This is a genomic window from Collinsella sp. AK_207A, from assembly GCF_902501965.1.
Taxonomy (GTDB): domain Bacteria; phylum Actinomycetota; class Coriobacteriia; order Coriobacteriales; family Coriobacteriaceae; genus Collinsella.
Window position 1 is genome coordinate 92,217 of record NZ_CABWID010000010.1, and the last position, 25,609, is coordinate 117,825.

General features: G+C 61.7%; 31 protein-coding genes and 1 tRNA gene. 7 read left to right on the forward strand and 25 right to left on the reverse strand.

What is annotated here, in order from left to right; translation table 11 throughout:
* Window positions 1-7: 7 nt before the first annotated feature.
* Both GDJ97_RS02025 and GDJ97_RS02030 read right to left on the reverse strand, forming a co-directional pair.
* Window positions 8-502, reverse strand: a complete 495-nt coding sequence (locus GDJ97_RS02025) for a PTS sugar transporter subunit IIB (RefSeq protein ID WP_152069556.1) — start codon at window positions 500-502, stop codon at window positions 8-10.
* A 9-nt stretch (window positions 503-511) separates the two neighbouring features.
* Window positions 512-1,612, reverse strand: coding sequence for an SIS domain-containing protein (locus GDJ97_RS02030; RefSeq protein WP_152069557.1), 1,101 nt, complete (start codon window positions 1,610-1,612; stop codon window positions 512-514).
* Between the two features lie 227 nt (window positions 1,613-1,839).
* On the opposite strand from GDJ97_RS02030, the gene GDJ97_RS02035 reads away from it, so the two are divergent.
* Window positions 1,840-2,556 (forward strand): GntR family transcriptional regulator, encoded by a 717-nt coding sequence (locus tag GDJ97_RS02035; RefSeq protein WP_226808726.1) that lies wholly within the window; start codon window positions 1,840-1,842, stop codon window positions 2,554-2,556.
* Between the two features lie 68 nt (window positions 2,557-2,624).
* The gene (locus GDJ97_RS09800; protein WP_373422653.1) at window positions 2,625-2,900 is read left to right on the forward strand and encodes a transposase family protein; all 276 of its coding nucleotides are present in this window, start codon (window positions 2,625-2,627) and stop codon (window positions 2,898-2,900) included.
* Here GDJ97_RS09800 and GDJ97_RS09325 read toward each other — a convergent pair.
* Window positions 2,831-2,998 carry a hypothetical protein gene (locus GDJ97_RS09325; RefSeq protein ID WP_193221298.1) on the reverse strand — a complete coding sequence of 56 codons (168 nt, stop codon included), beginning with the start codon at window positions 2,996-2,998 and terminating at the stop codon, window positions 2,831-2,833. The two genes, GDJ97_RS09800 and GDJ97_RS09325, sit on opposite strands and share 70 nt — an antisense overlap.
* Here GDJ97_RS09325 and GDJ97_RS09805 point away from each other — a divergent pair.
* Window positions 2,952-3,260 carry a transposase gene (locus GDJ97_RS09805; RefSeq protein ID WP_152069815.1) on the forward strand — a complete coding sequence of 103 codons (309 nt, stop codon included), beginning with the start codon at window positions 2,952-2,954 and terminating at the stop codon, window positions 3,258-3,260. The two genes, GDJ97_RS09325 and GDJ97_RS09805, sit on opposite strands and share 47 nt — an antisense overlap.
* A 29-nt stretch (window positions 3,261-3,289) precedes the next feature.
* Window positions 3,290-3,964: a transposase gene (locus GDJ97_RS09490; protein WP_255445748.1), complete on the forward strand. Its 675-nt coding sequence runs from the start codon at window positions 3,290-3,292 to the stop codon at window positions 3,962-3,964.
* Window positions 3,965-4,010: 46 nt separating this feature from the next.
* Here the strand turns inward: GDJ97_RS09490 and GDJ97_RS09495 are convergent, their stop codons facing one another.
* From GDJ97_RS09495 to GDJ97_RS02150, 21 genes are all read right to left on the reverse strand, one after another.
* The gene (locus GDJ97_RS09495) at window positions 4,011-4,370 is read right to left on the reverse strand and encodes a hypothetical protein (protein WP_226808727.1); all 360 of its coding nucleotides are present in this window, start codon (window positions 4,368-4,370) and stop codon (window positions 4,011-4,013) included.
* 156 nt (window positions 4,371-4,526) lie between these two features.
* Window positions 4,527-4,742 carry a hypothetical protein gene (locus GDJ97_RS02050; protein ID WP_152069559.1) on the reverse strand — a complete coding sequence of 72 codons (216 nt, stop codon included), beginning with the start codon at window positions 4,740-4,742 and terminating at the stop codon, window positions 4,527-4,529.
* A gap of 95 nt (window positions 4,743-4,837) precedes the next feature.
* Window positions 4,838-5,149 (reverse strand): type II toxin-antitoxin system RelE/ParE family toxin, encoded by a 312-nt coding sequence (locus tag GDJ97_RS02055; protein WP_152069560.1) that lies wholly within the window; start codon window positions 5,147-5,149, stop codon window positions 4,838-4,840.
* Window positions 5,142-5,408, reverse strand: a complete 267-nt coding sequence (locus GDJ97_RS02060; RefSeq protein ID WP_152069561.1) for a type II toxin-antitoxin system Phd/YefM family antitoxin — start codon at window positions 5,406-5,408, stop codon at window positions 5,142-5,144. Before GDJ97_RS02060 ends, GDJ97_RS02055 begins: the two co-directional genes overlap by 8 nt.
* 194 nt (window positions 5,409-5,602) lie before the next feature.
* The gene (nth, locus tag GDJ97_RS02065; RefSeq protein ID WP_152069562.1) at window positions 5,603-6,259 is read right to left on the reverse strand and encodes an endonuclease III; all 657 of its coding nucleotides are present in this window, start codon (window positions 6,257-6,259) and stop codon (window positions 5,603-5,605) included.
* A gap of 2 nt (window positions 6,260-6,261) precedes the next feature.
* On the reverse strand, window positions 6,262-7,593 hold the full coding sequence (locus GDJ97_RS02070; RefSeq protein ID WP_226808728.1) for a DNA recombination protein RmuC: 1,332 nt from the start codon (window positions 7,591-7,593) through the stop codon (window positions 6,262-6,264).
* A 57-nt stretch (window positions 7,594-7,650) separates the two neighbouring features.
* Window positions 7,651-8,241 (reverse strand): hypothetical protein, encoded by a 591-nt coding sequence (locus GDJ97_RS02075; RefSeq protein ID WP_152069564.1) that lies wholly within the window; start codon window positions 8,239-8,241, stop codon window positions 7,651-7,653.
* Window positions 8,242-8,578: 337 nt separating this feature from the next.
* Entirely contained in the window at window positions 8,579-9,001 is a 423-nt protein-coding gene (locus tag GDJ97_RS02085; protein ID WP_152069566.1) for a hypothetical protein, read from the reverse strand.
* A 93-nt stretch (window positions 9,002-9,094) separates the two neighbouring features.
* Complete coding sequence (locus GDJ97_RS02090) at window positions 9,095-9,583, reverse strand: hydrogenase maturation protease (protein WP_152069567.1); 489 nt, start codon at window positions 9,581-9,583, stop codon at window positions 9,095-9,097.
* Window positions 9,584-9,987: 404 nt separating this feature from the next.
* Window positions 9,988-10,713, reverse strand: coding sequence for a cytochrome b/b6 domain-containing protein (locus GDJ97_RS02095; protein WP_152069568.1), 726 nt, complete (start codon window positions 10,711-10,713; stop codon window positions 9,988-9,990).
* Complete coding sequence (locus GDJ97_RS02100; RefSeq protein ID WP_152069569.1) at window positions 10,714-12,378, reverse strand: nickel-dependent hydrogenase large subunit; 1,665 nt, start codon at window positions 12,376-12,378, stop codon at window positions 10,714-10,716.
* A complete protein-coding gene (locus tag GDJ97_RS02105; protein ID WP_152069570.1) occupies window positions 12,378-13,760 on the reverse strand; it encodes a hydrogenase small subunit in 1,383 nt (460 codons plus the stop codon). The genes GDJ97_RS02100 and GDJ97_RS02105 overlap by 1 nt, the downstream gene beginning before the upstream one ends.
* Before the next feature lie 271 nt (window positions 13,761-14,031).
* Window positions 14,032-14,583 carry a rubrerythrin gene (gene rbr, locus GDJ97_RS02110; RefSeq protein ID WP_152069571.1) on the reverse strand — a complete coding sequence of 184 codons (552 nt, stop codon included), beginning with the start codon at window positions 14,581-14,583 and terminating at the stop codon, window positions 14,032-14,034.
* Between the two features lie 194 nt (window positions 14,584-14,777).
* Window positions 14,778-15,674: an adenine glycosylase gene (locus tag GDJ97_RS02115; RefSeq protein WP_152069572.1), complete on the reverse strand. Its 897-nt coding sequence runs from the start codon at window positions 15,672-15,674 to the stop codon at window positions 14,778-14,780.
* A 39-nt stretch (window positions 15,675-15,713) separates the two neighbouring features.
* Window positions 15,714-16,202, reverse strand: a complete 489-nt coding sequence (locus GDJ97_RS02120; protein ID WP_152069573.1) for an Rrf2 family transcriptional regulator — start codon at window positions 16,200-16,202, stop codon at window positions 15,714-15,716.
* A gap of 269 nt (window positions 16,203-16,471) precedes the next feature.
* Window positions 16,472-16,548: transfer RNA gene (locus GDJ97_RS02125), tRNA-Asp, on the reverse strand.
* Window positions 16,549-16,738: 190 nt separating this feature from the next.
* Window positions 16,739-17,212, reverse strand: a complete 474-nt coding sequence (locus GDJ97_RS02130; RefSeq protein ID WP_152069574.1) for a YfcE family phosphodiesterase — start codon at window positions 17,210-17,212, stop codon at window positions 16,739-16,741.
* Complete coding sequence (locus GDJ97_RS02135; RefSeq protein WP_152069575.1) at window positions 17,209-17,928, reverse strand: LytTR family DNA-binding domain-containing protein; 720 nt, start codon at window positions 17,926-17,928, stop codon at window positions 17,209-17,211. Before GDJ97_RS02135 ends, GDJ97_RS02130 begins: the two co-directional genes overlap by 4 nt.
* An 88-nt stretch (window positions 17,929-18,016) precedes the next feature.
* Window positions 18,017-19,372, reverse strand: a complete 1,356-nt coding sequence (locus tag GDJ97_RS02140; RefSeq protein ID WP_226808729.1) for a histidine kinase — start codon at window positions 19,370-19,372, stop codon at window positions 18,017-18,019.
* Window positions 19,369-20,556, reverse strand: a complete 1,188-nt coding sequence (locus GDJ97_RS02145) for a glycosyltransferase (RefSeq protein ID WP_152069576.1) — start codon at window positions 20,554-20,556, stop codon at window positions 19,369-19,371. The genes GDJ97_RS02140 and GDJ97_RS02145 overlap by 4 nt, the downstream gene beginning before the upstream one ends.
* A 74-nt stretch (window positions 20,557-20,630) precedes the next feature.
* Window positions 20,631-21,191, reverse strand: a complete 561-nt coding sequence (locus GDJ97_RS02150) for a QueT transporter family protein (RefSeq protein ID WP_152069577.1) — start codon at window positions 21,189-21,191, stop codon at window positions 20,631-20,633.
* A 279-nt stretch (window positions 21,192-21,470) separates the two neighbouring features.
* Here GDJ97_RS02150 and GDJ97_RS02155 point away from each other — a divergent pair, with 279 nt between their 5' ends.
* The 3 genes from GDJ97_RS02155 (at window position 21,471) to GDJ97_RS02165 (ending at window position 24,676) form a co-directional block, all read left to right on the forward strand.
* On the forward strand, window positions 21,471-22,715 hold the full coding sequence (locus GDJ97_RS02155) for an MFS transporter (RefSeq protein WP_152069578.1): 1,245 nt from the start codon (window positions 21,471-21,473) through the stop codon (window positions 22,713-22,715).
* 121 nt (window positions 22,716-22,836) lie between these two features.
* Complete coding sequence (locus tag GDJ97_RS02160) at window positions 22,837-23,781, forward strand: zinc dependent phospholipase C family protein (RefSeq protein ID WP_152069579.1); 945 nt, start codon at window positions 22,837-22,839, stop codon at window positions 23,779-23,781.
* A 235-nt stretch (window positions 23,782-24,016) separates the two neighbouring features.
* Window positions 24,017-24,676 carry a C39 family peptidase gene (locus GDJ97_RS02165; RefSeq protein WP_226808731.1) on the forward strand — a complete coding sequence of 220 codons (660 nt, stop codon included), beginning with the start codon at window positions 24,017-24,019 and terminating at the stop codon, window positions 24,674-24,676.
* Window positions 24,677-24,882: 206 nt separating this feature from the next.
* Here the strand turns inward: GDJ97_RS02165 and GDJ97_RS02170 are convergent, their stop codons facing one another.
* Complete coding sequence (locus tag GDJ97_RS02170; protein WP_152069581.1) at window positions 24,883-25,572, reverse strand: N-acetylmannosamine-6-phosphate 2-epimerase; 690 nt, start codon at window positions 25,570-25,572, stop codon at window positions 24,883-24,885.
* Between the last annotated feature and the right edge of the window lie 37 nt (window positions 25,573-25,609).

Here is a 25,609-nt window from a genome sequence, read left to right on the forward strand (position 1 = left end):
CGACGGTTTAAAACAGCTTCTCGATGCCGGAGTACTCAAGACGCTCCAACGTCGGATTGGCCTGACAGAACACCTCAACCCCAGCGCCATGCAATTGCTCGGCAAACTCAAAGTCACGCTTGGTCATGTAAACTTGGGGAATCGTCGTAATGTACTCCTCACCAGGGCGCTTCTTAATGCCAGCCGTCCCGATATTTAACGTATCGAAGGGGTGTACGAGCAGACCGTGAACATACGCAGCATCCTCTACTGTCTCAGTCACGAGAAAAATACGCTTGCCATCGTTGATGGGATTGTTGAGGGCCTTTGCCGCCGCATCGCGAGTCTTTATGAATAATTTGACGCCAGCCGGTTTGGCAAGCTTCATGACGTTCTTCTTCATCTCATCGTTTGCTACGGCGTCGTTAGCAACCAATATGGTTTCCGGTGCAAGGTGCGACGTCCACGCAACGGCGACGAGCCCATGTATGAGCCGGTCGTCAACGCGCGCAAGTACAATCATGGCAGCCTCCTAACGAAGATGGGCGAACGAAGTCCGATTCGCAGGGCGCTCCGCCGTATCAATCCCCGCATTAATGCAGTTACGCGCTGCGATGATATGGAACGGCAAGACCATCAGGATGGGACTCAATTCCTCAGGAACCCGCTCGGAAAAAGACAGGGCCTTGGACCCAAAGGAGCGCCCTCCCGTTGTGATAACGAAAACGTGGCTTGTTATCTCGTTATCCCGATACCAGTCAAGGAAGCGCTCTACGTAATCTGCCTTGGGGCTGTCAGGTGCCACAAAAAAGGTAAAGTTATCCGAGTCGAGCGCATAGTGGGGACCGTGAATCATCTCCTCCAACTCGTAGCCCCTGGCAGGCTTATGAAACGTCTCGTTGAGTTTCAGCTCGGCCTCTTCGGCCGTGCACGCGTTGATTCCATACGTGCAGATATAGCTCCGCGTGAGGGTCATGAATTCACTCTCATGATCGGTATACCAAGCATCTGCCTCGGCAATCATGGCATCGAAGTTGTTGGCGAGCGTCTGAGCGTCATTGATTCGACAGTCATATTCATCCTGATTAACCGAGCCGATGGCCAGACCGGCCGCCAGCGCTATGAGATAACCCTCGAGTAGCGTACAAATATAGCCACGCGTCTCAACATGCACGTACTCCTTTCCTGTCAGGAGCCGCACAGACTCATCCGCTTCCTTTGTAATGGGACTGTCCATCTCATTGGTCAACGCTACCGTAAAACAACCGACAGTACGGGCGCGACGTATGACATCAATGGTAGACACGCTGGTACCGGACTGTGAAACACCAACGACCAGGATTTCAGATGCTTTATAGGCGCCGCATGCAGCGAGCACGCGCTCATCTACGCGCGTTGGAAATGCAGCCTCCGCATCGATATGAGCGTATCGCTCCAACAGATCAGTGATATAAATCGAAGCGTTGTAGCTCGTACCCGAGCCTACAAACAGCACCTTCTTAATAGACCGCTCTCCAAAAATCGCCTTAAAAGGAGCGGTAAACACTTCACGGTGCTCCATGATATTGCGCAGCGCGTTGCCGCCGTCTTTGATGTAGGCGTACATGCTTGGGTTTTCCAGTTCAGTAATCATATGACCCCTTTCAATTGTCTATGCTTACTACTACTTATGTATATACTTTTATTAGTATGAATAATGAGTAGAGTAGGTAAACGGCAGAAGTTTGCCGTTAATCGTTTTGTAACTGCCATTTATTTCATTTGTTATGTATATACATTTCCTAATTCATATAGATATACCTATAATCTTTAAGAAGCAGTGATTGTCCTACTCATTTGTATATAAGAAGGAAACACATCGTGTGCTCAGCTAAGCCAAAATACATGCAGGTCGAGGATTTCGTACGCAATCAAATCAAGTCCGGTCTTCTTGAGCCGGGCGACAGAATCCCTACCGAGGAAGAGTTATGCGACCGTTTTGGCTTTTCTCGCATGACTATTAACAAGGCGATAGGCAACCTTGCCTCCTCGGGACTTATCAAACGCATATCGGGAAAAGGTAGCTTTGTCTCGGGACGACACGTTGACAACCTCATCAACTTGAACGATAGCTTTACCCAGGGCATGGAGCGCATCGGATTGAAGCCGGGTGCCAAACTGCTCTCCTATGAGGTTATTCAAGCTTCCGTGTGTCCTGAAAAGGTACGAAAGGACCTTATTCTCGACAACGGAGACTTGGTTCACCACTTTGTTCGATTAAGAACAGGAGACGGAACCCCTTTCGCAATCAACGACACGTTCATTTCGAGCAGAGTGGTCCCTGCCATCGATGTGAGCTACCTGAATGGGTCCCTCTACGAATATCTCCGGTCAATTGGATGCCCGCCGGGATACATGGATCTCACCATTAGTGCGCTCCTTCCTGACGAGATGCAAAAAGAGCTCCTGGATGCCGGTGACGCCGCCATACTGTGCTCTTCACACGTAACGTACACAGATGACTCGCGCATGCTGCCCTTTGAATATACGAGCACCTACTACAACGGCAATATGTACACATATCGCTATCACTCATAGCAGGTTGATAAACCCATGCGGTAGAGAACGCTTTACCTCGTTATTTAAGGCTCTTCGGTAGTTTGTGTGTGAACAAGATACTACGTTTTGCCCTCGCCTTGACCGATGCCGTCATTAAATCCATCCGCATCGAAGACGACTCCATCGTCGTCGGGGTTCGCCCATACAGGCTCAAGCAGCGTCGCCGCCCGACATGCGGCCGCGCCTGCGAGGCCTACGACGGACGCGGGAAGTCGAGGCGGTGGCGCGCGCTCGACCTGGGGGCATCGAAATGCTACCTGGAGTACGCACCCGCGCGCGTGAGGTGCCCGGAGCACGGCGTCCGCGTCGAGTCGGTCCCGTGAGCGCGGCCGAGGTCGCGCTTCACCAGGCCGTTCGAGGACTGGGCGGCGTGGATGGCCGTCCGCTGCACCGTGTCGGCCGTGGCGCGGGCGTGCCGCATCGAATGGCACAGCGTCGGCGGCATCTGCGGGCGCATCCTCGGCGACCTCCGGCGGGCGACGGGCCCCGCGCGCTCCGACGGCGTCCGCGGGATCGGCATCGACGAGACCTCGTACAAGAAGGGCCACAGGTACCTCATGGTCGTGGTGGACCACGACAGGGGCTGCCTGATCTGGGCCGCGGGGGGTGGAGCAAAGAGGTGCTGCGCCGGTTCCTCAAAGAGGAACTCACCCGCGAGCAGAGGCTTTCCATCGAGGTGGTGACGGCCGACGGCTACAGGTGGATATAGACGCTGGTCAAGCGGTGGTGCCCCAATGCCGAATGGGTCATGGACCCCTTCCACGTCGTCAGCCGGATGAACGACGCCCTCGACGGCGTGTGCCGCGAGGAGTGGCAGGTGGCCAAGAGGGCCGCCAGGGCGGCGACGCCGAGACGGCGGCGTCCCGGATGGCCGTCGGCCGGCGACGAGACGCCGCCCGACTCCCCCAGGCTCGCAGAGGCGGCGAGGGCCATCAAGGGGACGCGCCTCGCGCTGGTGAAGGGCAGGGAGAGCCTGACGGAGAGCCAGAGGGCCAAGCTCGACAACCTGAAGTCGGCCGGGTCGCGCCTGTTCAGGGCATGGGAGCTCAAAGAGGACCTGCGGGCCGTGTTCCGGGCGGGCGGCGTCGCCGAGGCGGAGAGGCTCCTCGACGACTGGCTCCACCGAGTGGCCCACTGCAGGATTCCGAAGGTCGTGGAGGTCGTGAAGAAGGTGAGAAGACGGCGCGGCGACATCCTCCGCTCCATATCGCTCGACATCAGCAAGGCCCGCGTGGAGTCGATCAACAACAAGATCAAGGTGACGGTGAAGATGGGCTACGGCTTCAGGAACACGGACAACCTCATAGCGCTGCTGATGCTGAGATGCTCGGACGCGAGACCGCAGCTGCCGTGGGATCAGCCGGCGCCGATAGGGAAAGCGGCTTAGTGAACCAGGCCCCTAACCACACAAACTACCGAAGCCTCTTAAAACACTATCGCGGGTTGCGCTGCCTCAGATTCCATTTCGCCTTTATATACATACGAATAGACTCCTTATTTGCATAGGCAAGTGCGGTGATAATAACGGCAGCCACCATCAGGCCGAAGATAGCCCTTCTGTCCGGAAAAAGGGACGAACAAACGAGGCATATAGCGGAGAAAACTATAGCCGTCCCCACCGCTCGGTTTGCACCTTGAGACTCGGCCATCCGCCTTGCCTCCTCTAAACGCTCTCCCGATAGCAATGATATTCCAGCAAGCAATCCCGTGAGCTTGCCTCGATATATCATTATTCCGAACACCAGCAGCAGACATGACCCCACCATTGGAGCTACAACATCCGACATCGTCATCACTCCAGTCCACTCCTTCAATATCGACCCAATCGACAAACATCAAAACGTCTTACAGTTCTTATTGAATGTCGATAAAGATATTATTCTACTTCCATCATTTCGATTCGTGATCTTTTTTCGAAAGGAATGATATTCGAGGAAGATCGACCACAACTAAAGGAAATCCATGGAAGCCGTGAATGTTATGAGCATGGAAAACGTCTGCGCCAGCCCCAGCGCGCGCTTGGCGCGACGGGCCTCGATCTGCCGTGCGAGCAGTTTGTCCAGGCCTTTTCCGAATGTCGTAACAGGCCCTTTCCGAATGCCGAAACAAGCTTTTCCCGAGCCTTTCAACCGACGACCGAACAACGAGATACCCCGTTTCGGCACGCCGAGACCCCTTCGACCGACAAGCGCGACGTTTTGCCCAGAGGCGGGGCACCTGAAGTACGACAGGGCTGCCGCGAATCAAATACCGAACAACCTCAATTCTCCGCTGCCAACCGCGCGGCATAGTCTTGAGATTGATAGAACACGTCGTAAACCGTCGGGACGCCCTCGACGATTCGATAGACACAAACGTACCGCTTTACCAGCAGCTTCCGAAAGCCAAATCGCTGCAGGAGGGGATCATCGTGTACCGGCCCCAAATACGGCATGTTTTCAAACAGGTCGATTGCGTCGAGGATAGCATCGGTCACACCCTTTGCAGCCCGAGGGCCCACCGACTTCATGCATCGTTCTGCTATTCCCTCGATGTCTTCCCACGCTGTGGCAAGAATCACCGGCCTAGGCATGAGCGTACTTCTTCTTAAGCATCTCCCGCACATCATCGGTAGTGAAAGATTCCTCGCTCATCAACCGCCGGGCCTCCGCCTCCAGTACGCGTGCACGCTGCTCAAGGCGCTCCTCGCGCTTATCGAAGGCATCAGTGCTCATGACAACGAGGTCTCCTTCGCCATTCTTGGTAATGTAGATAGGATCTCCGGTCTCATGGGCAAGGTTGGACACGGAAGTGTAATCGCTTCTCAGCGCCGTCGAGGACTTGATGAGCATGATGAACCCCCTGACAAGAATCTGAATGATAGTATTCTATCAGTATTCCATACGGATTCCCTTATATCTAGGACAGAATCCTGCGCTTCAGTACGCAGAGGTTCCTCCGTCCGATAAACGAAGCATATTGACCCGAACGTGAGGCGCCGCATGCTTGGACACGCAAGCCGAAAGCTGAGGGTCATGATGCCCGTTCAGCGGACAGAGGGACAGATATCGGTCATCGGGCACTCGCCGCACTTGGGCGAGCGCGCGGTGCAGATCTCGCGGCCAAAGCTGATCCACTGGTGATTCACGTTGGTCCAGTACTCGTGCGGCAGAATCTTCAGCAGGTCCTGCTCCGTTTTGAGCGGTTCTTTCTCGTGCGTCTTAGGCGAGAGTCTCAGCCGATGCGCAATGCGGTTCACGTGCGTGTCCACCGCGATACCCTCAACGATGCCAAAACTCACGTTGAGCACGATGTTCGCGGTCTTGCGCCCCACGCCCGGCAGGCTCGTGAGCTCCTTCATGGTATGCGGCACCTCGCCGCCGAAGTCGGCGACGATCATCTGCGAGGCCTCGACGGCGTGCTTGGCCTTAGTCTTGTAGAACCCGATGGACTTGATGACCTCGGCAACGTCCGCCATGCTCGCGCCCGCCATGGCCTCCGGCGTGGGCCAGAGCTCGAACAGCCGTGGCGTCACCTTGTTAACCTGGGCATCCGTGGTTTGCGCAGAGAGCAGCACCGAGATAACCAAACGAAACGGCGACTGATAGTCCAAGAAGCACTCGACTGGCCCATAGCGACGGTCCAGCCGCTCGCAGAACTCAACAGCGCGCTCCCGCTTGGCGGCGTTCGTCTCACGCGGCATGGCTAGTCCCCATCCTCCTCGGACGCTTCAACCGCAGCGTCCACATCCACGGCAGCGGCTCCAGCACCAAGCAAGCGCGCGACCTCTTGCTCGTCGTCCAGCGCCGTTACCGACCTGAGCTTCCGCTCGATGACGTTGGTGCGCGTGTTGATGATGCCGTCCACCGTCTTCTCGGCCGTGCGAATCTGCTTGAGCGCACGGCGCAGCTCGCTTTGATAGTTGGGAAACTCCGCCTTGACCGCCGCAAGTACCTGCTGAATCTCGTCCGCACGCTTTTGGAACGCAAAGGTCTGGTAGCTCATCTGCAGGCTATTGAGGATCGCCGCCATGGTGCTCGGCCCCGCAACGTTCACGCGGAAGTCACGCTGCAGCGACTCGACCAAGCCGGGCATGTTGACGACCTCGGCATATAGCCCCTCGAACGGCAGAAACATGATGCCGAAGTTCGTAGTCGCCGGAACCGAGAGGTATTTCTCAGAAATATCCTTGGCCTCGAGTTTGATCTGGCGCTCCAAGATTTTCCTCGCAGCGTTCACCGCGGCAGCGTCACCCTCGTCGAGCGCCAGCCGCAGGTGCTCGTACGCGTCGCCCGGAAACTTGGAATCGATCGGCAGGAGCACCGGCTCACCGCCGTCTACAGGGATCTTCACAGCGAACTCCACGCGCTCGCGGCTCTCCGGCACCGTTGCCACATCCTCAAGGTACTGGTCCGGCGTCAGGATCTCGCGCAGGATTGCGCCCAGCTGCACCTCGCCCAAAATGCCGCGCGTCTTCACGTTCGAGAGCACGCGCTTGAGGTCACCCACGCCCGAGGCAACCTCGCGCATCTCGCCCAACCCGCGCGAGACGGTATCCAGCTGGTCGGTCACCTGTTTGAACGATGAGCTCAAACGGTCGTTCAGCGTGCGCGAAAGCTTCTCGTCCACCGTCTCGCGCATGCGATCGAGCTGCCGCGCGTTATCCTCGCGAATGGCACCGAGCTGACGCTCGACCGTTTCGCGCGTCTTGTCCTGGCCGGCAGTCACTTCGCGACGCAAGCCGTCCGCCCGCTCGCCCACCTGAGCCACCTGCGCAGACACCGATTCCAGCCGCTCCCTGACCACCGCGGTATCGACCGCCTGCTGCCGAGAGATCTGCCCGACCGTGGACCGCGCGTCCAGCAGCGCGGCATTGGCGGCCGAAATGGCTTCACCCGCCTGATCGATCGCCGTCAGCGCAAGCTGAATCTGGGAAGACGCATCCGCTGCCGCCCGCATGGCGCGCAGGGCAGCCACAGCCGCAAACGCCGCCAGAGCGGCTGCCACGAGCGCGAGCAAGAGTATGACGACATCCATGGCACTCATCCCTTATCCGAAAAAAGCTGCATTGATACCTGCGCGAACCGAGCGATTTCACCCGCGCAGAGTGAGGTTGTACCACGTGGCAAACGCCACCATAAGCGCTGCGAGCACGCCCATGGCAACCGCCCAACGGCGTTCCCCCGCCACATACTCCTCGGGCGACTTGCGCGTATAAGCCCGCATGTACCCCATATAGTTCGCCGTTCGCGCGTACACGAACATGAAGACCAGCGTGCCAACCAAGGCCAGACACGCCAGCACCGGGCTCGCCTGCCCATGAATCGCCGCCCAGATGAGGTTGTCCACCATGAGCCATATCGGGTACAGCACCACGGCGAACACCTGCCCGTGTCCGGCTCCCCAGATGGGCGGCATCAGGAACGCGCCCCAGTTGAACTCGGGAATATGGTAGAGAGGCTTGTCCTTGGGCAGTTCCATGATGATCGCCATCGCGTGACGGTCATGGCCCGCCGCATCTTCGCACCGCTTATCCAGCTCTTGAAAGCCACGGCACTGCCTGCAATACCCCACCAAGCGCATGCCTGGCGATGCCTTGGGCAGCTTGGGCTCAAAGGGATCTTTGAGCGGCGTCGGGGCTGCGCCCGTCCGTGCATCTACCTTGGTCACCTTTTGCTCTGCCATGTCCTCCCCTAGCCCTCAGCCGCATCTTTGCGCGGGCGCCCGGGCCTGCGGCCCGTCGCCTCGTACTGGTTGATACTGTCGAGCGTAATCATACGCTGTCCCTTGACCAGCCGAACGTCCAACCTCTCCGCAGCCACAAACGCACTGATGCGCGGCTGCGAAACACCCAGCTCCTCAGCCGCCCGCTTAAAACTCACGCAGCGCATCTCCGCGCGGTCCTCTTCCGTCAGGGATACCGAAACGGTTACAACCTCAGCAGAGCGTTCATATGCGGGTGGCTGTATGGTGCTTCCCTCTATAATCATTAACTCCTTACCTTTTGTGTCAACCACGCTTATTAGTTTTTGAGCGTCTGAAGCACCTGCTCCGCCAACGCGCGGACATACGCAACAAGCTCCCCGAGCAGCTCCACGAGCTCGTCCGGAGATGCGCCGTTCAAAATGCACGTCAACACGTACACGCCAACGAATACACCGACCAGGAAGAGCGGTAACAGAACAAGGAACGCCAGCACCCGCACAACGGCATTCCAACGGCGTCGGCGCGCCCGTTTCTTGTTGTACGCAAGTTCTTCACGATAGGACTGCTGCGCCTGCGAGTACGGAATTCGCCCCGTACGCCCGGCAGGCGAGTCGTCGCCACAGTCGGTCACCGCGTCAGCCCGAGCCTCAACAGCATCTCGTTGGCGCGGCGTCGCCTCATGCGGAATCCAGGCAGCATGATCGGCTTGCCGCTGCGGTTGTTCAATGAAAAGGTTCATGCACGACCCCCTTAGGGAAGGTGCGCATGGAGGGGAATGTTCAGCATGCCGAAGGAGGGGACATACGTCAATCCCCCGTTCGGCGAAACGCGGCTAGCGCGGCGTGATCTGCATACCAAGCCGTTCGCGCGTGTACGCCACCACGGCCCGCGCGCATGGCTCCACCGCCGCAGCTACCGGCGCCGACAGCCCGCGGTCCAATGCTCCCCGACCGAGCCGTTCAACCTGCACGCCAAAGCACCACCCGCCGGCACAGCGCGTCCCCATCAACTGGGCCGTAGCGAGCACATCGGCAAAGCGGACATCGTGCAGGGACATGATTCCCTCGCTCACCGCCATGTCCTCCGGCGCAAACTCAAGCACCGTTCCAGGTGCGTGCCCGGTGCCGTCCAGCGCATCCACAACCAGGGCGAAATCGCAGTTCGCTAGATCGGGTACGATGTTGTACCCCATCACCCCGCGATCGAGCACCGCAACGCTCTCGGGCCAGGACCACTCCTCAAGCAGGTGACGCGCCACCGCGGGTCCGAACCCATCGTCAAGCTGCCATTCATTGCCCACGCATATGATCGATACGTCCAAACCAGCCCCTCATCCCAACGCATAAGAAAAAGCCCGGATGCTTCCGAGACATCCGGGCAAAAGAGACGAGCTGCAGGATTGTCTTTCTCATCTCGCGCATATTGTGCCCTCGAAAATGAAAACAACCCAGCGAACTCCCCTCCTTCAAACAAATCCCAACAGCCCATCACAGGATGTACAAAGTTACCATACCAGTTGTATTCCCGCAGGTCAGTAATCGCAACAACCGCGAAAACCTTGGGGAATAACTTCCCATCCCTGAGAACGAGCGGCATGCGCAGGGAAGCCCCCTGGTTCTCCCCAAGGTAAACATTCCGCAGCGAGGGTGGCAAGCGACGCAGTCGCTTGCCACCCTCGGAAGAACGTTTACACGGGGAAAACCAGGGGGCTTCCCAATGAGAGCGCTAGGCCTGCTTCTCCTTGAACGTTTCGCCGTAATCCGGCTCCTCGCCCATACCATCGAAGCCCACGATGTTCATGGTCTCCGGATCGTACACCAGGCCAGGCGTCTCCTTCCAGAAGAAGATCAGCGAGGCCGGGCTGACGCCCTCGATGAGCGACAGGTACACGTGAATGCACATGAACACCAGGAATGCCCACATCATAAAGTAGTGCAGGATGCGTACCTTCATGGGACCGCCGAGGAAGTCCATGCCCACGGCGAAGAAGCCCCAGTTGGCCGTTACGCCCCATAGGCAGAATCCGGTGTAGCCGGTGAAGAAGATCAAGAGCGGAATCAGCAGGTACACGATCTTCTGCGGCACGCCGAGCTTAGCCGCGATGGGGTGGTCACGACGCAGGAACAGGTAGTAGCTGATCCAGGCCCACAGCTGGTGCTTGTTGTCGCGCTGGGGCAGCCACGTCTTGTAGTCCATGACCAGCTCGCGCGTACCGGGCGCCGGGGCGCTCTTGATGAAGAACGCGAGCACCATGCGCACCACGCAGTTGAGCAGCAGCACGATGCCAAAGAAGATGTGCAGGCCACGAGCCAGGCTCATCACGCCGCCAAAGAGAGGGTAGTGGATGTAGAAGCCCGTTAAGATTAGGAAGATCATGGCCACGAGGTTCACCCAGTGGGTGATCACGAAGGGCAGCGGATGCGCCTCGCGATAGTGAGCCATATGTGCCATTTACTCCACCCCCCAAGGAGACGTGACGACGCTGAAGGTGCGGCCCGTCTTGGGCTCGGTCACGTGGCAAGCGCAGGCCGTGCACGGGTCCACGCTGTGCACGATGCGCACGGCGTCGAGCGGCTTATCGATATCGGTCACCGTGGTGCCCAGCAGCATGTGCTCCAGCGGACCCTCGACGCCCTTGCCATCCTTGGGCGAAAGGTTCCACGTGGAGGGAATGATCTCCTGGTAGTGGGTGATGACGTCGTTCTCAACGGTCTCGGTGTGGAGCAGAGCGCCACGCGGGGCCTCCCACAGGCCGACACCCTGACCGGTCGTGGTGGCAGCAGGCGTGTAGTACTCGGCCTTGCCATCCTTCATGAGGGCGATGAGCTCGTTGACGTCGTCCGCCATCTTGTCCACCACATACGAGGCCTCCAGGGCGCGCGTCATCAGACGACCGGCCACGCAGTCCAGGTCCTGGATCTTGAGGCCCGTGCGCGCCATGGCGTCGTCCATGAGCTTCACCACGGGCTCGACACCGCGGATATAGGCGGCCATCATGCGCGCGATGCCGCCGGCCTGGTACGGCTGGCCGTCATAGCGCGGCGCCTTGCACCAGGTGTACTTGTTGGAGAAGTCCTTGCCCTCCTTCGGCCACTGCGGCTTGGTCTTCCCATCCCTGGGATTGAGCGGCGCGTGGTTCTCGTAGTACGCGTGGGTGGTGTCCTCGGTGATCTTGTCCACGTCCACGTTGGCGATGTGCAGCGTGCCGTCCTCGTCCACCGTCACCATGCCGGCAGGCAGATAGCGCTCGTTGATCTCGCGGCTCTTGGAGTCGAGCACGCCGAACGAGACGAAGTGGCCGTCGCCCTTGCCCATGCCAACCAGGTTGGGATAGCGCGAGACGATCATGTAGAGGTCGGGAATCATCGTCTGATTGATCCAGGTCTTGAGCTCCTGGATGCGATAGATGATCTCGTCCAGCTTCTCGGCCGTGGGCACAAAGGAGGTGCCGCCCGGCATGCTCGTCATGATGTGCGGCATCTTACCGCCGATCATGGCGCAGATCTGTGAAGCCTTGGCCTGGTTCTCGATGCCCTCAAAGTAGTGGACCGTGCCCACCAGGTCCTCGGCGGGCGTGAGGTGGAAGGCGGAGTTACCGTCCGCGTCCTTGCAGTCAAACCAGTTGCCGCTGAAGATGGAGAGCTGGCCGTTCTCGGCGAACTTCTTCAGGCGCGCGAGCATGCCCTCGAAGTCGGCCGCGGAGGTGCCGTAGGTCTTGCAGGCCTCGTAGGCATCGGCCGCCGTCGCGTTCAGAGCGTTCAGCGGGTTGATGTAGTCAAGACCGGCCAGGTTGTAGAACCACAGGATCGTGGAGTGCAGAATCTGACCGCCCTCGGCGAGGTTACGGATGAGGCGCGCGCCCTCCGGGATCTGGATGCCGTAGGCGTCCTCGGCGGCAAAGGAGCTGGCGTGCACGTGGCTCACCGGGCACACGCCGCAGATGCGCTCGGAGATGAGCGCGGCGTCGTAGGGGCTGCGACCCTCGAGGGCATGCTCCAGGCCACGGTACAGGTTGCCCGAGGACCATGCCTCGGTGACCTTGCCGTCCTCGACTTCCATCTCGATGGACAGATGGCCCTCGATACGGGTAATGGGATCAACGGTAGAACGTGCCATTACTCCTCGCCCCCCTTCATGGCGTCATCGTTTGCGGCTGCGGGCTCCTCGCTCGCGTGCTCCACCTTAAAGCCGAGCGCGGCCTTGGGATCCAGACCGGCCTTCTTGGCCTCGCGAATGCGGCGGAAGCGCTTGATGTTCTTGGGCTCCAGGCCCTCGGCATCCAGGCCGTCGTAGAGCTTGGCAGCGCAGGCACCGGCCTCATGAGCGGCCGGCGTGCCGTGCTTGACGTCCCAACGACGCTCGGGCTCAAAGTCGGCGCCGCCGTCCACACGACCGGCGACCTTCATGCCCACAGCGTGCACCGCAAGAACGCCCACCACGAGTACGGTGAAGGCAAGCGCGGCCGCAGGCGGCTGGAAGTGGAAGTCGCCGAGCGAGATGTCGCGATGGCGCTGGAGGAACGGCGTGCTCTCGTCCACCCAGTTGCGCTGCGGGTGCATGGGGTTGATATTGCCGCACCCAATGCAGGGGGCACCGGCCTCCACGCACCAGGAGAGCGAACGGTTCCAGCGAGTAATCGGGCAGTTCGTGAAGGTCTGCGGGCCGCGGCAGCCGAGCGGGTACAGGCAGTAACCCTTGGCCTCCTCGGCAGAACCGAACTGGTACACGAACTCGCCGTTCTCAAAGTGACCACGACGCGGGCAGTTATCGTGCACGGTCTGGTTGAACATCTCAACGGGCTCGTTCTTGCTGTTGAGCTCGGGAAGCGTGCCCATGAGCGCGTACTGCACGATCACCGCGACCAGCCACTCGGGATTGGCGGGGCAGCACGGAATGTTGACGACGGGGGTGTCGATGCCCTTGTCGGACAGGAACTTCTGCACGCCCATAGACGCGGCGTCGTTGGGGCGCGCGGCCATCCATCCGCCGTCGCAGGCGCAGGAGCCGAGCGCGATCACCGCGTTGGCCTTCTCAGCGGTCTCGGCCAGGGAGTCGATGCCCTTCTCGCCGCCCACCATCAGCACGTTGCCGTCGTACGCCGTCGGCACAGCACCCTCGTATACCAGCACGTATCCGCCGGCCTCGATGGTATCCTTGCGCGCCTGCTCCATGGTATGACCGGCTGCTGCGGAGAGCGTCTCGGTATAGTTGAGCGAGATCGTCTCGAGCACGAGCTCGGCGATATCGGGCGTATTGGTCTGCGCCAGCGACTCGGTGCAGCCCGAGCACGAGCCGCCTTCCATCCAGATGACCGGAAGCAGCTTGCCCGACTTCTCACCAATCTCCAACGCCTCCGCTACCTGCGGGGCCGCCGCCTGCGAAAGACCGAGCATGACCGCCAGACTGCCGCAATACTTGAGAAAGTCGCGACGAGTGAACCCGCGCGCCTCCAAACGCTCCGCAAGCGAAGCGTGTGCAGTCTGAAGCTGTACTGCCATTCGAACACCTCCCTGTTCTGCGCGGGCACCTGTGCGCCCGCTCCCCCTACATGGTGCTCAACCCCCTCATGCCCGCGGCGAAACAAGGCAGTGGGAGCGAGTTTTGCAGACTTATTATGCTGCTCGTCCGGTCATCTTTATTATTCCTTTGTTAGAATAATTCAGGTTGAAGAGATTCATCACACGGGCGTAACGAACATGCAAAAAAGGGCTGGAAGATGACTTCCAGCCCTTTATGTTCGCGCTGTGACCCGCGCGCTTGTTGCAGCGCCTAGTAGTTGACGACCTGCTCCTCAAAGTAGCTCTGCGGATGCAGGCACACCGGGCAGACCTCCGGGGCCTCGGGACCCACGTGCAGGTGACCGCAGTTCAGGCACTTCCACACCTTCACGCCCTCGTGCGTGAAGACCTCGCCGGCCTCAACGCGCGCGGCGAGCTTGTTATAGCGCTCCTCGTGAGCCTTCTCGACAGCGCCCACGCCACGGAAACGCGCGGCGATCTCCTTGAAGCCCTCCTCGTCGGCGGTCTTCGCGAACTCGGCGTACATGGTGGTCCACTCGTAGTTCTCGCCCGCGGCGGCAGCCTTCAGGTTATCGAGCGTGCTCGGCACCTCGCCAAGCTTGCCGTCGTTCTCCAGGTACTTGAACCAGAGCTTGGCGTGCTCGCGCTCGTTGCCCGAGGTCTCCGTGAAGATGTTGGAGATCTGGACGTAACCCTCCTTCTTGGCCTTAGCCGCAAAATAAGCGTACTTGTTGGTGGCCTGAGACTCACCGGCAAAGGCAGCCTCGAGGTTCTTCTTGGTCTGAGAATCGGCAAAGTTCATAGCAAACCCCTTCCGTGACGTATCACTGGTGTACTTCATGCCATGGAGCCCGGCGAAGGCTCGCGTGACGGTTCTTATTGTAACTCATTCCTAATAAGGTAGTATGCTATGCCTGGAAAAGCGGCTTCTCCACAATGCCTGCGTAGTGTGGCACGGCTAACGGTATCGGACGGAATCGTACCGTCCGCGCACCCCTACGCGATGCGCCAGCTATCCTTCTGCCCGTCATACAGGCAGAATCCCTCGCGAACCAAGTCGGAGAGGATGCTCTGCGCGAGCTCTCCATTAACGGCGCCGCGCCCCGCCCGCACCTCGAGCGCAGAGAGCCCCCGCGTAACCTCCTCGAGCGCAAGGCCGGACTCCCCCGCCGCCAGCAACATGCGAACGACCTCAGCCCGCTTCTGCCGCCGGGAACCTTCAAATTTGGATTGCCGTGAGTACGAGGACGAGCGCCGCGAAGGATTGGGAATGGTCCGCTTGAGCTCGGCACCGTAATCGAGCAGCGCGTAATACCAGCTCCGCGGCGTGTCGGCGGCGTCTTCGGGCTCAGCATAGGGACCGGGCTCGGATACCCCGGGAGCTGCCGGACACGCCGCCTCGACGAGCGGCGTCAGCTCGCGGTCGGGGACCCCGGCCGCATCGGGAAAACAATGGTGCAGAAACACGGTGCGCACGTTCGTCTCGAGATAGACGCCGGGCAGGTTGAAGGCGAAGGAGCGGATGCCCTGGGCCGTAGCCGGGCCGATGCCCGGAAGGGCCACGAGCTCGCGCGCCTCGCACGGAAAGACGCCGTCGTACGCTTCGACCACCTGACAGGCCGCCGCCTGCAACGCGAGCGCCCGACGGTTGTACCCCATGCCCTGCCAGGCCGCGAGCACCTGGGCCACCGGCGCCTCCGCCAACGCGAACACGCTCGGAAACTGATCGAGCCACGCATCCCAGCGCGTCAGCACGCGCGGCACCTGCGTCTGCTGCAGCATGACCTCAGAGATCCAGATGCGATAGGGATCGCGCGTGTTGCGCCAGGGAAGGTCGCGGTACAAGCGGGCACCCTCGGCCCGCACGAGCGAACGAAAAGAATCCTGTAGCATCAACGCGCTCCAACGCTGTTACCGTGAGGAGCTCTCCTGCTACTCGGCAGCGGTGCAGGCCTCCCCGCGGGGGACGTACTCGCCAAACCGCGAACGGTCGGCGAACTTGGGGTCAACCGCCGGATTCCTCTTGTTGTTCACGACATCGTCGAGCGTAACCGAATCCAGGTAGTTGTGGACAAGGGCCTGAGCGCCCATCCAGATGGGATGATAGCAGCAATCGTCGCGACGGCCGCACTCCGCGGCGTCCCCGGTGCACTCGTTCACCACGATGGGCCCTTGAATGGCCTCGACGATCCGGCGAATGGTGACCTCGCTGGCGTCCATCTTCAACCGCATGCCGCCGTTCACGCCGCGCAGGCTCTCGATGATGCCGGCTTGCACCAGGCCGTGCTGAATAGACCGGGCAAAGGAATATGGAACGCCGGCACGCTCGGCAACAGAGCGCACGGAAAGGAGGCCGTCCTTGCTCGTCACGAGCATGGAAAGCATGCGGAGAGCATAGTCCGTCTTCCTGGAGATGTTCATCTTCTACTGTTCCCTTCGCACCAAAACACACCGCTCGGCACCAAGGGAAAGGCCCCAAGCGGGGTGCCGCTCCCCACCACCGGCAAAGCATGACACTCGCTGACACCCTATGACTATACACCCACTCTGGGACACAGAGACCGCTTCTTCCGCGAGTGGGGTTGTTTCATTTGAGAGCAGAAGGCATCAACACAGCAAAAGCGCTGGTATCGGCAACCTCGCTGCAAAAAGAAACGAACCCCGCATATGCGAGGTTCGTACGTGAGCAATGGCGGGATGTAAGGGACTTGAACCCTCGACCTCCGACGTGACAGGCCGGCGCTCTAACCAGCTGAGCTAACACCCCGTTCAGCATTTGCTGCGTGAGTTAGTATAGACGGAGTCCACATGCTCGCGCAAGCCCCTTTTTTCAACTTTTTTGAATCGGGGACAGGGAACCGAAGGTCGGCGCGAAAACGCAGCGGCCAAAGCGCTCTCGTCCTACAACAATGGGGCGATACCCGCTCCACGCAGGCCCCGCCCCATGAGCCCGAACCCTAGAGGTCGATGATCTCCAGATCGAGCATCTTGCCATCCAGCACGTGCATGCGCGCCATGGTAGGACCGCGTACGCCGCGCGGATAGCTCGCGGAACCGGGATTGATCACCGTGCAGTGTCCGAGCTCGACGATCTTGGGGCGATGCGTGTGCCCGCACACGGCAACGTCCACGGACCCCACGGGCAGCTCCTCGCGATAGTGCGCCACGGCAACGCGCAGCCCTTCGAACTCAAACAAGTTGAGCTCGCGAACGCTCGGACCGTAATCGCGGTAGTAATCGTTGTTACCCAGCACCGCCTGCACGGGTGCGATGGAGCACAGGTGCTCAAAGTCGGTCTCAGACGTGATATCGCCCGCATGGATGATCAGATCGGCGCCCTCGAGATGCTGCAGAAGCGAAGGCGACAGATAGCCATGGGTATCCGAGATGATATCCACGCGCTTGCCCGCGCGATTCCCCGCCGCCGTCACAGGCTCAGCGCCTTCTTGAGCGGCACCACGCGGCGGCGCGAAACCGGGATACGGTCGTCAACGCCGGTCACGCCGAGCTGGATGGCGCCGGAGGGCACCGTCTCCACGTCCTCCACGTTGGCGAGGTTCACGATGTAGCGACGATGCACGCGGAAGAAGCCGAAGTCAGAGAGCTTGGCCTCGAACTGCGCGAGCGAGGTCGTCGAGAGATAGCGATCGTCCTCGGTGAAGATGCAGGAGTAGTCATCCTTGGCCATGATGTAGCGAATCTGCTCCACGGGGATGAGCACCTTGCGGCCGCCCTTCTCCACCGGAATGCGCTCGATGGGCGCGGCCTTGGTCTCCGTCACGGGCTTGGTACGGGCAAGGACCTTCTCGATCGCACGGTCCAGGCGATCCTCCTCAACGGGCTTCATGAGGTAGTCCACGGCGTCGACCTCGAAGGCCTCGAGCGCGTGGTCGGAGTAGGCCGTCACAAACACCACCGCGGGCGGGTTCTTGAGCTTGCGCAGAGCCTCCGCCAGCTGCATGCCGGACGCGCCGGGCATGGAGATGTCCAGGAACACAACGTCCACGCGGGTGCCCATGAGCGTCTCGATGGCGGAGCGCACACTCGATGCCTCGGAGATGGTGCCGATCTTGCCCGTCTGCTCCAGCAGATAGCGCAGCTCGGAGCGCGCAGGGGCCTCATCATCCACGATCATGGCACGCAACATAGCGGCAATTCCTTCCAAACAAGTCCGTGCAGGCACGCGAAACCCGCGCGTTTGCGCACCCCTCGCTACCGTTCGCGGTTATTTTACCCTAAGCGAAGATACTTTCCCGCAAATCGAGATGCAAGGAGATGCGGGTCCCCTCCCCCGGTTTCGAGGTCGCCCGAGCGTACGAACGCGGACCGTAGAACCGGTGGATTCGCTCGAAGATGTTGCGCGTGGCCACGCCGGCGCCGCTTCCCACGGGACGGGTGTGGTCCGGTTTGGCGGCATCGTCGAACAGGCGGGCGGCGACCTCCTCGTCCATTCCCACGCCGTCGTCTTCCACCTCGATATCGAGCGCGTCCCCGCCCACCGAGTGAACGGACACGCGGATGTGCAGCGGCCCCTCGTCGCGCATGGCATGCCGTACCGCGTTCTCCACCAGCGGTTGAATCACGAAGGCGGGCACCATGACGTCCTCGACGCCGTCCTCGATGTCCACCGTCTCCTGGATGCGGTCCTCGCCAAAGCGCGCTTTCTCGAACAACAGGTAACGACGGGTCTGCTGGATCTCTCGCGCCACGGGGATGACGGAGCCGGAGTTGTCGAGCGTGGAGCGGTAGAACGCGGCAAACTCGCGCAGCAGCTCACGGGCGCGCAAGGGCTCGGTACGCGTGAGCGAGGCGATGGTGTTCAGCGTGTTGAACAGGAAGTGAGGGTTGATCTGCGCCTGCAGGGCGCGCAGCTCCGCCCGGGCCGTGAGCTCCTCCTGGCGCTCAAGCTCGTGGATGGCGAGCTGCGTGGAAATGAGGTCGGCGTACCCCGCCACCAGCGCGTACTGAGTGCGGTTCACGTCGCGCGCGCGCCGGAAGTAGAACTTGAGGGCACCGATGGAACGGTCGCGCACGCGCAGGGGCGTCACGATGCCCGCAGGGATCTCGAGCACCTCGCCGGACTCGCCCCGCACGGTCGTGGAGCGTCGGAAGGATTGGTTGATGCCATGCTGGATGGCGTAGAGCGTGGACGCGGCATGGATGGGCGAGCCGGGTGGAAATTCCTCGGCAAACGCGCCTGAGCACGCCAGCACGCGCTCCGTGTCCGTAACGGCAATGGACGCCGCATGGGTCTCGGGCAGCAGCCGGCGGCAGATGGCCTCGGCGCTCTTGGCATTGAGACCCTCGCGGATGTCCTCCATCATGTCCGAGGCGATGGCGAGGCTCCGCTCCGTGTACTGCGACCGCAGCGAATCGGGGTAGACCACCAGGTACACAAAGGTGACGAGGAAGATGCAGAGCAAGCCGAGCGCCAGCACCGTGGTGATGGGCTCCATGCCCATCAGGAACGCGTAGATAAAATAGCCGATGAGCAGCCCGGAGCCAACGGCGGCCACCACGCGGAGCACCGACAGCTCAGGCGGCGAGGGGCGCCTGAGCGCCTCCATATGACGCGTCGAGAGCTCGCTCATGCGCGATGCTCCAGCAGGGCGGCCAGATGGATGTCTCCCCACAGCCCGTCCATGATGGCGGGCCAGAAGCTCTGAAGCTGCAGATAGCGATGGGCGTTCTCGCGGGCATAGCGCTGGGCCTCATCGCGCCCATGGCGGTAGATGTGCCAGTAGCCCCGATGCTCGCGCGTAAAGAGCGCGCGCACGAGTGCCGTCTTGCGCACCCGGTCGTCCAGCTGATCGGAGAGCCAGGCTCCCGGATACGGCATAAGCTGCGCGGGCGTCACCTGGTTGTACTCCACCTGACGGGCAGCGTAGGCGAGCTTGGCCCGCTCGTAGAACCAGCGGTACACGTCCTGCATAAAGCGCCCGGATCGCTCGGCGATGGCCGGCGGCAGGTGGCGCACGTGCCATTGGTTGTCGAACCACATGTCGTAGCCGAATAGACGGAGGTTGAAGAGGTAGTCCAGGTCCTCGCCGCGCGTGATGTAGGGATCGAAGGCGACCCGGGTGAAGGCGCGGGCCGAAAGCGCCATGCACCCGCCGCAGGCGTAGTTGGAACGGCTGATGCGCGTGCCCGCGAGTGCCCGCTTCATCCAGCGGTTGAACTCGATGCGCTTGGTCCACCAGCGGTGACAGACGCCCGTCTTGGTGGTGTCTGCCAGCGGGGAGCCGGAGGCATCGTAGAAGTAGCCGCTCTTGGCGATGATGGGCAGGCGCTGACGGGTCTCCTGGTTGAGGCCGTAGAGCGCGAGCTTCATGAAGTCGGAGCCCGTGACCACCTCGTCGTCATCGAGGAAGATGACGACGTCGTGGCCGAGGATCGCGGCCACGGCCAGGCCCATGTTGCGGATGGCGCCGTAGCCGCGCAGCGACACCGCATCGCCCGAGACGTGCGGGGCCAGCTGGCACACGCGCTCGGCGATGCGCGACGCCTCTTTATTGGTAACGATGGTGGTGTGGATACCCGGATGCGCGGCGGCGATCCGTTCCACGCGACGCTCGGCGTCGTCCGTGGCGGAAAGCGGGCACACCAAGAGCAAGATCACCCGAGGTAGATTGCGCACCTGCTCGAGCGAGGCCAGGCAACGCTCGAGCTCCGGATCATTGCTATTGAGGCCGGTGCTGTGATCGTAGGCGCCCTGCATGCGCGGAGCCGCGGAATCGTCCACCCAGTAGGTGGGAATCACGATCGCGGGTCTCACATGCCTCGCCGTCCCTTCGCACGCAACGCCAGCCGACACAGGATGGAAGGGGCGGGCGTATAAGCGCCCCCTCGCTATGCGCGGGCGACCACGCCCGACTTCGCCAGCGAACGGTACAGCGGGTAACCCAACACGTACATGATAACCGCTTCGCCCGCACCCGTGGTGACCAACCCAAAGAGGTACATGAGCGCCCAGGAGTTATCGAGGCTGATGCTCGTGAAGGGAATGGTGTAGAAGCCGATGCCTTTGAGCAGAATGGGCAGGTAGGCCGACACGATCAGCGCGTTGGCGATCACCGGGCCCGCAAGCGCCAGCAACGGGCGGTGGCGCATCTTCCACGTAAACAAAGCGCCCACGCAGGTTGCCAGGGAGCCAAACACCACGTCGAGCAGGCCGAGCATACCCGATCCGGAAAGCACGATGTTGGCCACGTTGGCAATGACGCACCCCAGCGTCAGGCCGGGAATGGCCGCCGGCGTGAGCAGCGCGAGGGCGCAGAGCGCCTCGGAGATGCGAAACTGGACGGGCCCCCAGGCCAGGCTGCCCAGGAAGAGCAGGGAGATGAGGGTGCACGCGGCGTAGACGGCGGCGATGATGCCCACGCGTGCAAGGTACGAAGTCTTGGATTCCATAGTTGTCCCACCTTTTCGGACGAGGCTTTGCTGACTGTCAGCGGCCCCGCCGCGCCGGCGGACGCGAAGGTGCGGAGGCTTTGCTGACAGGCGCGCCCGGTGCTGGGAATCCCGATGGAAAGCGCTCCTCAAAGAAGGATTCCCGCGAGCTGCGCCGCCGGATATCCTAGCACACCCGGCACGGGGGCGAGCAAGCTCGTCGGGCGAAAAGCTTACCCGCAACTTACGATGGGTGCTTTACGATAAAGTGCGTATGTGCCGCCTGAGGGGAGTTCGATTATGAAGTACACCAAGCTCGAGCGTAACTGGGTCATGTACGACGTTGGCAATTCCGCGCTCGTGCTGCTGAACACCTCCGTGGTGCCCATCTACTTCAACGCCATCAACACGGGTGCCCACCCCGCCGAGCTGGTGACCGCCTGGGCCAACGCGCAGACCGTGGCCTCGCTCGTGGTGGCGCTGCTCATGCCCGTCCTCGGCTCGCTCGCCGATTATGCGGGTAACAAGATCAAGTTCTTCATCGGCTTCTTCCTTACCGGCTTGGTGCTCTGCCTGGCGCAGGCGCTCCCCATGGCAGCGCTTCCGTTCCTGGTGGTCTACGTGCTCTGCACCATCGGGCTCAATTCGTCCATGACCTTCTACGATGCCATGCTCACCGACGTCACCACCGACGAACGCATGGATGCCGTCTCCTCCTCGGGCTATGCCTGGGGCTACGTGGGTTCCACCGTGCCGTTCATCGTGTGCCTGGCGCTCATCTTCGGCGGTCCCTCAGTGCTGGGACTCGACACCATGTTCTGCACGCGCCTCTCCTTTGTGATCACCGGCGCGTGGTGGCTCGCCTTTACGCTGCCGCTCATTCGCACGTACAAGCAGAAGTACGGCAAGGAGCGCGGTAAGGACGACACCTTTGGCCGCATCGTGGCGCGCACCTTTAGCGAGCTCGGCGAGACCATGGGCCGCATCGCGCGCGACAAGGTGCTCCTCACATATATGATCGCGTTCTTCTTCTACATCGACGGCGTGCACACCGTCATCTCCATGGCCACGAGCTACGGCTCGGCGCTCGGCATCGATTCCACGCAGCTGGTGCTGGCCCTGCTGGTGACGCAGTTCGTCGCCTTCCCCTCCGCCATCATCTACGGCAAGCTGGCCGGCAAGTTCGGCACGCTCCGGATGATCATCGTCGCCGTGGTGGCCTACGTGTGCATCGTGCTCTTTGCCGCGTTCTTCCTTAAGACAGCGGTAGAGTTCTGGATCCTGGCCATCTTGGTCGGCCTCTTCCAGGGCGGCATCCAGGCACTCTCGCGCAGCTACTTTGGCAAGATCATCCCCAAGGAGCACAGCAACGAGTACTACGGCTTCTTCGACATCTTTGGCCGCTACGCCTCCGTCATGGGCACCTTCCTGGTGGGCGTCATCACCGCGGCCACGCAGAACGCCAGCCTGGGCGTGCTCTCCATCGGCATCTTGCTGGTGGTGGGCTTCGTGATGCTGATGCGCCTGCCCGAAGCGCGCGGCTAGGCCGGGTCCCGGGCGGCGGTCGTACGGGATGCCCGCCGTCCGGGAGCGACCGTCCCCCTGTTACGACAGGGGGAAATGGGCATAATGGGTTCAGCCAATCCCGGGTGAAAGGAGCCCGTATATGCCCGCCCTCATCACGCATCGCCTGTTCGGCGAAGAGAGCATCGACCGCCTTCCCGCCGGTGTCATCTCCTCCGAAGAGGATCGCACCGCCTTTCTGATCGCCAACCAGGGACCCGACCCGTTCTTCTTCCGCGTGCGCACGCCCAACATCAAGGCGTGCATGACGCTCGGCCACGTTATGCACAACAAGCGCATGACGAGTGCGTTCCAGATGCTCCGCGACGGCGTCGGTCGCCTGCAGAAGCACGACGCCGGCACCGGCCGCGCCTTCGCTCTCGGCCTACTCTCGCACTACGTGCTCGACCGCAACGCGCATCCCTTCGTGTACGCGCAGCAGTGGGGCATCCAGGATGCCGACCCCAGCCTTGCAACCGCCGGCGGCAAGATCCACGCCATCATCGAGAGCGACCTCGACGTGCTGATGCTCCAGCTCAAGCGCAACGGCGCCACGACGGCCGACTATCCGCCCGAAGGCGTGCTCGTTACCACCGGCCGCATCGGCACGATCGCCGGCGTGCTGACAAGCTACGTGGCGGGCGCGGTGTACGGCCTGAACGTGGACGCGAGCGAGTACGGCGGTGCCGTAGCCGACATGAAGCTGCTCTACAAGCTCATCGAGCCGGCCGGCGCGCCGCTGAGCAAGAGCTTGGCGGCACTTGAGGGGCTCGGCGGCAACTACTCGCTTTTGGGTTCGCTCGCCCACCAGGTGACCACCGAGGCACCTGCCCGCACGGGAAATCTCGAGCACCTGACCTGGAACAACCCGTTCACGCTTGCCGCCTCCACCGAAAGCTTCCCCGAGGTCTTCGACCGTGCGCTCGACGATTACGAGCAGGCAGCCGCGCGCTTTATCGACGGCGCCGACATGGCGGCCATGACGCGGCACCTTAACTACTCTGGTCGCCCGCTTGCGGAGGATGAGGAGTTCGAGGGCGATGACTGACGCGCGCTCGACGTCGCGGGCGCCCTATCGCCATGTCGCACTCGCCGGCAGACGGCCTGCGCCGGGCGCGGATGCCGCGAGGCGTGCCACGGGTGCTGGCCCTACGCGGGAACGGGCCGCCTCCGCCCGGCCAGCGCAAGCTCGTTCCGCGCGGCAGAAACCCGCGCGCCGCAGTGTGAAGAGCCGTCGCGCTGCGCCTTGGAGCGGTCGATTCCTCGCTGTGGCCCAAGCACTCGTGAACGCTATCGGAGCCAAGCGGCTTCTGGGTGCCTGCGCGTTGGTTATCGCGCTCGTAATTGGCGTGAATGCTATCGGCGCGCTGCGCGGCAGCTCCGAACCGACCACGCATCACGCGCAGATCGCCGCGACTTCGGAAATCGGCATTCCCGCCACGCCGAAGAGTCTCTGGAAAGCCGGAACCGTCCCCTACCTGTACCAGACGGATCGGCAGTGGGCATCCGAACCCTATGCCGGCGACACCATCGAGGAAAATGGCTGCGGCCCCACCTCGCTCTGCATGGTATACATCGCGCGAACCGGTGACGCCTCCATGAGCCCCAAGGAGATGGCCGACTACAGCACACAAAACGGTTACTACGTAGACGGCATGACGAAATGGAGCTTTATGGACCAGGGTGCCCGCGGGCTCGGTCTGAGTCCGAGCGGCGTGGTCATCAGCGCAGACGCGGTCACCGAGGCGCTGCGGAACGGCAAGATCCTCATTGCGAGCGTGGGCAAGGGAGACTTCACCGATAACGGCCACTTCATGGTAATCACCGGCCTCGACGACAACGGCCGGCTCATCATCCACGACCCCAACAGCGCCGTGAACAGCCTCAAGCGCTGGGACATCGACCGCGTGCTCTCCCAGACCGTCTCGATCTGGGCGTACTGAGCCAGGAGCTCGGCGGCCCCGCTGCCAACATAACGCCATAACTTAGAGTTTGAAGGCGTACCGCCAAGTAGGGCCGTCTCTCGAATCTCGCTTACCTGCGGTTTTGCCGGACGGATCTCTCCGATACCAGGCCACCCCCGCCAAACCTCTAGGTTTTGGCGTTTTTCTCGCTGGACGCGGACCGCACGGCGGGGGCTGCTCGTGCGCTACTCCTTCATCGCGTCGGCGAACCAGCTCGTTATGCTCGTGGGATGCGTGATCGCCGTCCCCGCGACGACCGCCCAGGCACCGGCGTCGAGCGCGGCCCGCGCATCCGCGGGAGTGTGCACGTGCCCCTCGCAGATGACGGGGAACCCCGGGAACTCGGAGACCGCCTGGCGCAGGATCGGGAGGTCGGGACCGTCGTCGAGCGTCGTATCGATCGCCGGCTTGTTATGCGAGAGCGTGGTGGACACCAGGTCGCAGCCGGCGGCGACGCCACGGCGAATGTCCTCGATCGTCATGCAGTCCGCCATGATGCGAATCTCACACTGAGCTCGCAGGTCGCGGACGGTCTCCTCGAAGGTGCGGCCGTCGGGACGGGGGCGGTCGGTGGCGTCGAGCGCGACCACGTCCGCCCCAGCGTTGGCGCAGGCCACCGCATGGCGGAGCGTCGGCGTGATGTACACGCCCTCGTGCCCCTCCTTCCACAGCCCGATGACGGGAACCCCCACGCGCCCCTTGATGGCGGCGATATCCGAAAGCCCCTGGCACCGGACGGCCACCGCGCCGCCCAGCTCGCAGGCCCGCGCGATCTGCGCCATCGTCTCGGGATGCCGCATCGGCTCGCCCGGATACGCCTGCACGCTCACGACGAGCCCACCGCGCAGGCTCTGGACCAGTGCGTCCACCTTCATGTGCATCATCTCCCACCGGGGGGTGCCCGCCTTCGGG

Coding starts and splice junctions, on each gene's coding strand:
- GDJ97_RS02055 (WP_152069560.1), bottom strand. CDS start 5,149: ATGCCTAGGCCGGTGATTCTTGCCACAGCGTGGGAAGACATCGAGGGA.
- GDJ97_RS02025 (WP_152069556.1), bottom strand. CDS start 502: ATGATTGTACTTGCGCGCGTTGACGACCGGCTCATACATGGGCTCGTC.
- GDJ97_RS02135 (WP_152069575.1), bottom strand. CDS start 17,928: ATGTTGCGTGCCATGATCGTGGATGATGAGGCCCCTGCGCGCTCCGAG.
- GDJ97_RS02115 (WP_152069572.1), bottom strand. CDS start 15,674: ATGCTACAGGATTCTTTTCGTTCGCTCGTGCGGGCCGAGGGTGCCCGC.
- GDJ97_RS02155 (WP_152069578.1), top strand. CDS start 21,471: ATGAAGTACACCAAGCTCGAGCGTAACTGGGTCATGTACGACGTTGGC.
- GDJ97_RS02120 (WP_152069573.1), bottom strand. CDS start 16,202: ATGAACATCTCCAGGAAGACGGACTATGCTCTCCGCATGCTTTCCATG.
- GDJ97_RS02030 (WP_152069557.1), bottom strand. CDS start 1,612: ATGATTACTGAACTGGAAAACCCAAGCATGTACGCCTACATCAAAGAC.
- nth (WP_152069562.1), bottom strand. CDS start 6,259: ATGCCGCGTGAGACGAACGCCGCCAAGCGGGAGCGCGCTGTTGAGTTC.
- GDJ97_RS02075 (WP_152069564.1), bottom strand. CDS start 8,241: ATGGCAGAGCAAAAGGTGACCAAGGTAGATGCACGGACGGGCGCAGCC.
- GDJ97_RS09805 (WP_152069815.1), top strand. CDS start 2,952: ATGGCCGTCCGCTGCACCGTGTCGGCCGTGGCGCGGGCGTGCCGCATC.
- GDJ97_RS02170 (WP_152069581.1), bottom strand. CDS start 25,572: ATGAAGGTGGACGCACTGGTCCAGAGCCTGCGCGGTGGGCTCGTCGTG.
- GDJ97_RS09325 (WP_193221298.1), bottom strand. CDS start 2,998: ATGCGGCACGCCCGCGCCACGGCCGACACGGTGCAGCGGACGGCCATC.
- GDJ97_RS02095 (WP_152069568.1), bottom strand. CDS start 10,713: ATGGCACATATGGCTCACTATCGCGAGGCGCATCCGCTGCCCTTCGTG.
- GDJ97_RS02150 (WP_152069577.1), bottom strand. CDS start 21,191: ATGGAATCCAAGACTTCGTACCTTGCACGCGTGGGCATCATCGCCGCC.
- GDJ97_RS02060 (WP_152069561.1), bottom strand. CDS start 5,408: ATGCTCATCAAGTCCTCGACGGCGCTGAGAAGCGATTACACTTCCGTG.
- GDJ97_RS09495 (WP_226808727.1), bottom strand. CDS start 4,370: ATGACGATGTCGGATGTTGTAGCTCCAATGGTGGGGTCATGTCTGCTG.
- GDJ97_RS02100 (WP_152069569.1), bottom strand. CDS start 12,378: ATGGCACGTTCTACCGTTGATCCCATTACCCGTATCGAGGGCCATCTG.
- GDJ97_RS02070 (WP_226808728.1), bottom strand. CDS start 7,593: ATGGATGTCGTCATACTCTTGCTCGCGCTCGTGGCAGCCGCTCTGGCG.
- GDJ97_RS02105 (WP_152069570.1), bottom strand. CDS start 13,760: ATGGCAGTACAGCTTCAGACTGCACACGCTTCGCTTGCGGAGCGTTTG.
- rbr (WP_152069571.1), bottom strand. CDS start 14,583: ATGAACTTTGCCGATTCTCAGACCAAGAAGAACCTCGAGGCTGCCTTT.
- GDJ97_RS02140 (WP_226808729.1), bottom strand. CDS start 19,372: ATGAGCGAGCTCTCGACGCGTCATATGGAGGCGCTCAGGCGCCCCTCG.
- GDJ97_RS02160 (WP_152069579.1), top strand. CDS start 22,837: ATGCCCGCCCTCATCACGCATCGCCTGTTCGGCGAAGAGAGCATCGAC.
- GDJ97_RS02085 (WP_152069566.1), bottom strand. CDS start 9,001: ATGAACCTTTTCATTGAACAACCGCAGCGGCAAGCCGATCATGCTGCC.